7 protein-coding genes are annotated in these 6,908 nt (G+C 36.2%); 5 read left to right on the forward strand and 2 right to left on the reverse strand.

Translation table 11 applies throughout. From position 1 onward, the window contains the following. Nucleotides 1-388 precede the first annotated feature (388 nt). Complete coding sequence (gene radA / locus OZD62_RS03410; protein ID WP_275019432.1) at nt 389-1,732, forward strand: DNA repair protein RadA; 1,344 nt, start codon at nt 389-391, stop codon at nt 1,730-1,732. Here radA and ftsY read toward each other — a convergent pair. Beyond that, entirely contained in the window at nt 1,719-2,630 is a 912-nt protein-coding gene (gene ftsY, locus OZD62_RS03415; protein ID WP_010962907.1) for a signal recognition particle-docking protein FtsY, read from the reverse strand. The two genes, radA and ftsY, sit on opposite strands and share 14 nt — an antisense overlap. Before the next feature lie 191 nt (nt 2,631-2,821). On the opposite strand from ftsY, the gene iscU reads away from it, so the two are divergent. The 4 genes from iscU to hscA are packed head-to-tail and all read left to right on the forward strand — an operon-like array spanning nt 2,822 to nt 5,808. Continuing rightward, a complete protein-coding gene (gene iscU / locus OZD62_RS03420; RefSeq protein WP_007548853.1) occupies nt 2,822-3,205 on the forward strand; it encodes a Fe-S cluster assembly scaffold IscU in 384 nt (127 codons plus the stop codon). 12 nt (nt 3,206-3,217) lie between these two features. Further along, nucleotides 3,218-3,631: a HesB/IscA family protein gene (locus OZD62_RS03425; protein WP_038199190.1), complete on the forward strand. Its 414-nt coding sequence runs from the start codon at nt 3,218-3,220 to the stop codon at nt 3,629-3,631. Further along, nucleotides 3,624-4,082 (forward strand): iron-sulfur cluster co-chaperone HscB C-terminal domain-containing protein, encoded by a 459-nt coding sequence (locus OZD62_RS03430; RefSeq protein ID WP_010962909.1) that lies wholly within the window; start codon nt 3,624-3,626, stop codon nt 4,080-4,082. Before OZD62_RS03425 ends, OZD62_RS03430 begins: the two co-directional genes overlap by 8 nt. Beyond that, nucleotides 4,060-5,808: a Fe-S protein assembly chaperone HscA gene (gene hscA, locus OZD62_RS03435; RefSeq protein ID WP_275019433.1), complete on the forward strand. Its 1,749-nt coding sequence runs from the start codon at nt 4,060-4,062 to the stop codon at nt 5,806-5,808. The genes OZD62_RS03430 and hscA overlap by 23 nt, the downstream gene beginning before the upstream one ends. A 7-nt stretch (nt 5,809-5,815) precedes the next feature. Here the strand turns inward: hscA and lepB are convergent, their stop codons facing one another. Next, a complete protein-coding gene (gene lepB / locus OZD62_RS03440; RefSeq protein WP_010962911.1) occupies nt 5,816-6,562 on the reverse strand; it encodes a signal peptidase I in 747 nt (248 codons plus the stop codon). Nucleotides 6,563-6,908: the final 346 nt, after the last annotated feature.

Consider the following 6,908-nt stretch of genomic DNA (forward strand, 5'->3'; position numbering starts at 1 on the left):
CCAATATTTTAAAGCGGATAATAACCCCAGGGCTTCTTTTGCCTTTTTTTTCATTTGGTAAATTTCTTAACGTTTGTAGCTAAACGACAACCGTCATCCCGCTACGTGTTAGCGGCTAAGAGATACCGCGGCGGTATGACGGTTTGCGGTGGCATGACCTCGTCATCCCGCTACGTGTTAGCGGGATCTAGAGATACCGTGACGGTATGACGGTTCGCGCGGTGGCATGACCTCGTCATCCCGCTACGTGTTAGCGGGATCTATGCTTTGAGATACCGCGAATGAATCGCGGTATGACATAGGGAACCCTTTCTTGGGTTAGCTATAGATTTACTTCGCATATTCAGCTAATTTTTATTACAATTACAACAAAATAATTTTGGCTTTGATGAAAACTGTATATGTATGTCAATCCTGTGGTCACAGCACTGGTAGGTGGGTAGGGAAGTGCATCGCATGTGACAATTGGGATACAATTGTTGAGGAAATAGCAGTAAAAACGGGCAAAAGAAGTATATCTGCACCAATTTTAATAAAGACGTTATCGGGTAGCGAAATTATCACTCCAAGTCGTTTTTTAACAGGAATAGAAGAATTAGATAGAGTTTTTGGTGGGGGTATCGTTCAAGGTGCTAGCATTTTAATTGGTGGCGAACCTGGTATTGGAAAATCCACCCTTTTGCTTAGAATTGCAGCTAATGTTGTGCAACTTTCCTCTTTTGAATGTCTTTATGTATCCGGCGAGGAGTCTTTAGAGCAGGTGAGTCTCAGAGCAAAGCGTCTTAAGATAAATGAACCTAAAATTAAGCTTTTATCTACAGTGTCTTTAACTGATGTAGTAGCAACAATCAAGGAAAACAAAAGTATTAAATTCTTAGTAATTGACTCTATACAAACAATGTATGATAGCAGAATTACATCGGCACCAGGAACTGTAACTCAGGTTCGTACTTGCGCACATGAATTAACTATTCTTGCGAAACAATATGGTGTTTCTCTTTTAATAGTTGGTCATATAACTAAGGATGGACAAATAGCTGGACCCAAAACTCTGGAGCATATGGTGGATACGGTATTATATTTTGAAGGTGAAAATAGCAATCAATATCGCATTTTGCGTACTATTAAAAATAGATTTGGCCCTGCAAATGAAATTGGTGTTTTTGAGATGTCTGAAGCAGGACTTGTGCCTGTTGATAATCCATCATCATTGTTTCTGATGGCCCATGACAGAGAAGTAGTTGGCAGCGCCGTATTTGCAGGAATTGAAGGTTCAAGACCAATTTTAATGGAAGTGCAAGCATTAATAGCAGGGACTAATATGGCAACCCCAAGAAGGGCAGTAGTTGGGTGGGATATTAATAGATTGGCTATGATCATCGCGGTGCTAAATGCTCGTTGCAAAATGTTTTTGCATGATAAAGAGGTATACCTAAACATTGCAGGGGGACTCAAAATACAGGAACCATCGGCTGATCTTGCTGTTGCTGCTTCCCTTATTTCAAGTATAGTAAATTTACCGCTACCAACTTCTTCAATAATCTGCGGTGAAGTTGCACTTTCAGGAGAAATTAGGAACATCTCGCATGCTGATCTCAGACTAAAAGAAGCACAAAAGTTAGGATTCAAAAAAGCAATTATGCCTAAAAATGGTCACTATTCTTCTCATGATATTGAAATAATCAAGCTTGGTCACGTAAGGGAATTAAGAGAAGTCTTTAATTACAATTAAATAACGCTTCAGCAAATTCTTTGCTAGTAAACTCCCTTAAGTCCTCTATATTTTCGCCAATTCCTATAGCATGTAACTTTATCTTATAAGCTTCTGCAAGTCCAATTACCACTCCGCCCTTAGCAGTGCCATCTAACTTTGTTACGATTAGCCCGGTAACATTAACCATTTTGCTAAATGCTTCTAATTGGCTATAAGCATTTTGGCCGGTAGTTGCGTCAAGAACTAAAATAACGTCATGAGGGGCAGTGTCATCCAATTTCTTTATCGTTCTATATATTTTTGATAACTCCTCCATAAGGTTCACATTATTTTGCAGCCTTCCTGCTGTGTCAATTAGAACAACATCAACGTTATCTTTTATAGCTTGACTTACAGCTCTATATGCTACACTTGCAGAGTCGCTACCGTACTCTCCAGTAACAATCAAGCAATCAGAACGTTCTGCCCAAATGTTTAATTGTTCACTAGCAGCAGCTCTAAATGTGTCGCATGCAACAAGCATAACGGATTTTCCCATTTCCTTATATTTATATGCGAGCTTACCTATAGTCGTGGTTTTACCGTTACCATTTACTCCGCATACCATTATTATATGTGGTTTTTTGTTTAAAATTAGCGGTTGCACAGCAGGGTTCAATATCGATTCTATTTCGCTCATTAGCTGCTGTGTGATGGTATTATACTCAACTTCCTTGTCAAATTTGATGCTTGTGAGCCTATCGATAATCAACTTGGAAGTTTTATGACCAATATCCATGCTAATTAGCAATTCTTCTAATTCATCTAAAAGCGACTGATCTAATTTTTTTTTGCCAGAAAAAATACTTTTCACCCCGTCGCTAAAGCGAGAAGAAGTTTTTAACAGGCCCTGATAAAGGTTACTAAACAAACTCAAGGGATACTCCTTTTTAAATTATAAACTTAATTACAATATAAAGAATGACATGCACTACGCGAATTTGTAAAGTAAAATGCACTCAAAAACTACAATTTTACCTTACAAAAATTACACTTTTTGAGTGTATTTTACTTTAGTTTTTAACCTAAATATGTTATAATGTAGAATAGCGGTTCACAGGTAATTTTATGAGTTATAATGAGAAAATTTTAGATCATTACGAAAATCCAAGGAATGTTGGCTCTCTGGATAAAAATGATCCAAATGTTGGTACTGGCCTAGTTGGTGCACCATCGTGCGGTGATGTAATGAAATTGCAGATAAAGGTCAATGACAAAGGTGTTATTGAAGATGCAAAATTTAAAACTTTTGGTTGTGGTTCTGCCATTGCTTCAAGTTCCTTGTTAACAGAGATGATAAAGGGAAGAACCATCAGTGACGTTACACAGATAAAGAATACTCAAATAGTGGAAGAGTTGTCTTTACCTCCAGTGAAGATACACTGTTCGGTACTTGCTGAAGATGCTATAAAGGCTGCTATTCATGACTATCAAAGTAAACAAAAGAATTAAGAAGCTACGAACATGGGTGAATATCAAGAAGTAGGCGGAGGTGAAACTGTAAAAAAGAATAAAAAACTTATCACTATAACTGCGGAAGCAGTAGAAAGGATAAGGTATTTATTGGACCAAAAGAAGCATACTAACCTTGAGAAACCGGAAGAAGCAATAGGAATAAGAGTGCTAATTAAGCAAAAAGGATGTTCTGGTTTAAAATATGATATTGAATATGCATATGATACTCGTCCTTTAGAGTCGGTAATTGAAGAAAACTGTAGTGATGGCCAAAAAGTTAAAGTGTTGATCGACCCAAAATCCGTCATGTTTATTCTTGGCTCTGAAATGGATTATGTAGAAGAAAAATTTTCATCGGGTTTTGTTTTCAAAAATCCTAATGAGAAAGGAAAATGTGGTTGTGGAGAGAGTTTTCATGTCTAGCAACTATTTTGCATTGTTTGAAATTGAACCAGCTTTCAATATCAGCTTTGATGAGTTAGAGAAAAAATATATTGAGCTAAGCAGGACTGATATAAATGAAAGACAGTCCCAAAACATGGAAAATATTAACAGAGCTTATCAGATACTAAAGTCACCGCTAAAACGTGCTGAGCATTTGCTGGATTTTTTTAATGTGAAAAGCCAAAAGGACCACTTAAATTCTGAAATATTAAGTGAATCAATGGAAATAAGAGAGTACTTACTAGACTGCGACGATCTACAATTTGCAAGTAGGATGATCGATGAAAAAATAAAAGGTTGCATTAAAAATCTAATTAACACTTTTGCTGTAAAGAATTTTGATAGAGCTGCTACACAAGTCTTAAGATTGAAATATTTATACAAGTCATTTGAGGAGATGAAGAAAAATGCAACCAATTCAAATTTCTGAACCAAATTCAAATGCAGTAGTTTTTGGTATAGATCTTGGCACTACCAACTCTTTAATTGCTATGGTAAATAAAGCTGGCAACGTGGAGATATTTAAAGATGAACAGGGAAGAGAGCTATTACCTTCTATCATTTCATGTGAAAATAATACATTGAAAACTGGCTATGATGTTGGCTCAAATGCAATCCACTCAATAAAACGTTTAATGGGTAAAAGTGTTAAAGATTTGAACAAGATGGGTGTTTATTTTGAAATAGATAACGAAAGTGAAAAAGTTATTAGAGTAAAATGTTCGGAGGAAAAGTATCTTACTCCTGTTGAGATTTCTGCTGAGATATTAAAAGCTTTATGTGAGAGGGTAAAAAAGTCTAAGGGGCTGGAAGTAAAAAAAGCAGTAATTACTGTGCCAGCTTACTTTGACGATTCAGCACGTAACGCAACTAAATATGCAGCAAAATTAGCTGGCATAGAAGTTCTTCGCCTCGTTAACGAGCCAACCGCTGCAGCGCTTTCTTACTCCATTGAAAAGAACAATAACAGTGGAATATATGCAGTTTATGACCTTGGTGGTGGAACATTTGATATTTCGATATTGAAATTGCATCAAGGAGTGTTTCAAGTTCTTGCAGTTGGTGGTGATACCAAACTCGGCGGTGATGATTTTGATCATTTGCTGAGTTCAATTGTGATTGATAAGTATAGAGAAAAGACGGCTAAGCAACTAAATTCCTTACTTATCGAATCACGCTCTGTGAAAGAGTACCTAAGCAATCACACTATAGGTATCTTCGAATTTAATGTTAACGGCAAGCCATTTGAGTGCGAAATTACCAGAGAAGAATTCGAGCAGGCAATCAGTTCTTTGGTCAATAAGACTATCAATATAGTCACTCGTACTATAAGTGATATAGATCTTAAAATTGATGATATAAAAGGAGTAATTTTAGTTGGTGGTGCAACTAGAACACCATTGGTTCAAAATTCACTAGTCAAACTCTTTGGAAATAAAGTACTAAATGACGTGGATCCAGATAAAGCAGTTGCCATTGGGGCAGCTCTGCAGGCTCATGATTTAACTTCGAGCTCAAAAGATAGGAATATTCTCCTGGATGTTTTACCTCTATCACTTGGCATAGAAACTATGGGAGGCATAGTTGAAAAAATCATACCAAGAAATACGCCACTGCCAGTTTCAGAAACAAAAGAGTTTACAACTTATATTGATGGGCAAACAGCAATGAAAATTCATGTTTGTCAGGGAGAACGTGAAATGATAGAGGATAACAAATCTCTAGCGCAGTTTGAACTAAAAGGTATACCGCCACTGCCTGCAGGTTCTGCAAGAGTTGAAATAGAATTTACAGTTAACGTTGACGGAATCTTGACTGTTACTGCAAGAGAAAAAACTACTGGAATTGAGCAGACAGTTAAAGTAAATTCAAGTTTTGGCTTGAGTGAAGCTGATGTTCAAAATATGGTTAACCAGTCAATAAACAGTTTTGACGAAGATATGAAGGCTCGTTCCCTTGCAGGTGCTAAAATTAATGGAAATAAACTCATACACTTGGTTGAAAACAATAATAACCTTTCCACTGATCAAAAGTTGAAAAACCTATTACAAAATGCAAAAAACGCTTTACAAGGCAATGACTTGAATGAAATTAACAACACTATCGCCGAGTTAGAAAATTCTTCTTTAGAGTTGTGTGAATTAACAAATAGGTAGAAAAAGCTTACACAACCTTGTGCAATACCCTATTTAATCTCAAAGCAACAGGTAACCTGAAATTAAATGGTAACCAATCGACCTTTCCTAATTTAAATGATAAACCAACTATGCTTACACGCCCAATGATATTTTCCATTGGTACAAAACCAACTTCAGGAAACCTACTATCTAAAGAATTATTTCTATTGTCTCCCATAACGAAAAATTGATCGTTAGGTACATAATAAACCGGAGTGTTATATGATAGCTTATTAGAAATGTCATCTACCAAAATCTCATGTTCCTTGCCACTTAAAAGCGTTTCTATATATCTTGGTATGTTACGATTTGACTCATAATCAAAAAAACTTTCAATTTGCCTTCGCTCTACTTTCTGATCATTTAGGTATAATTCTCCCTCTATCATTTGCACTTTGTCACCTGGTGTTCCTATTACTCGCTTAACAAACCTGATGCTGTCATTTCTTGTGGGTTTGAAAACTACTATGTCGCCACGCTTTGGAGGGGTATAAAAAATCCTGCCGCTAAAAATGTTTGGAGAAAATGGGAAGGAGTGTTTACTGTAACCGTATGAATATTTACTAGTAAAAATGTAATCCCCTTCAAGTAGGGTGCTTTTCATTGAACCAGAAGGTATATGAAATGGCTCGAATAAAAAACTACGTATTGATAGCGCAATCAACAGTAAAAAAAACAATGAAGATAAAAATCTTCCCGTTCTTATCACCCAGTTTTTGCTTAGTTCTTCCAACTTTTCCAACTTTGTTTTTCTTATAGATTAAGCTTATTATAATACATAAATTAAAAAATGGTAATATGAAATTTTACTTGTGAATGTTATTCCTCTATTCAAAACAATTTTGAAAAGGCGGTTCATTTCTTTCAACGGTGTCATCCAAGTAGCGTGACACATAACTGTACGAACATTGCAATTTGCAGGTGGCAGATGAAAGTAGCTGATGCACATCTGTACGAACATTTGCTTTTGTTAAGGTAATATGGTGTTATGAAAGTAGCTGACACTGGAATGGCTTTGTTGCATCGCTACTTATGAAAGGCTAACTATAGTTAGGATTATAAGCAACCTATTGAAAATC

The organism is Wolbachia endosymbiont of Drosophila seguyi (assembly GCF_028981765.1).
Classification (GTDB): Bacteria; Pseudomonadota; Alphaproteobacteria; order Rickettsiales; family Anaplasmataceae; genus Wolbachia; species Wolbachia pipientis.

Coding starts and splice junctions, on each gene's coding strand:
- OZD62_RS03430 (WP_010962909.1), top strand. CDS start 3,624: ATGTCTAGCAACTATTTTGCATTGTTTGAAATTGAACCAGCTTTCAAT.
- radA (WP_275019432.1), top strand. CDS start 389: ATGAAAACTGTATATGTATGTCAATCCTGTGGTCACAGCACTGGTAGG.
- OZD62_RS03425 (WP_038199190.1), top strand. CDS start 3,218: ATGGGTGAATATCAAGAAGTAGGCGGAGGTGAAACTGTAAAAAAGAAT.
- hscA (WP_275019433.1), top strand. CDS start 4,060: ATGCAACCAATTCAAATTTCTGAACCAAATTCAAATGCAGTAGTTTTT.
- iscU (WP_007548853.1), top strand. CDS start 2,822: ATGAGTTATAATGAGAAAATTTTAGATCATTACGAAAATCCAAGGAAT.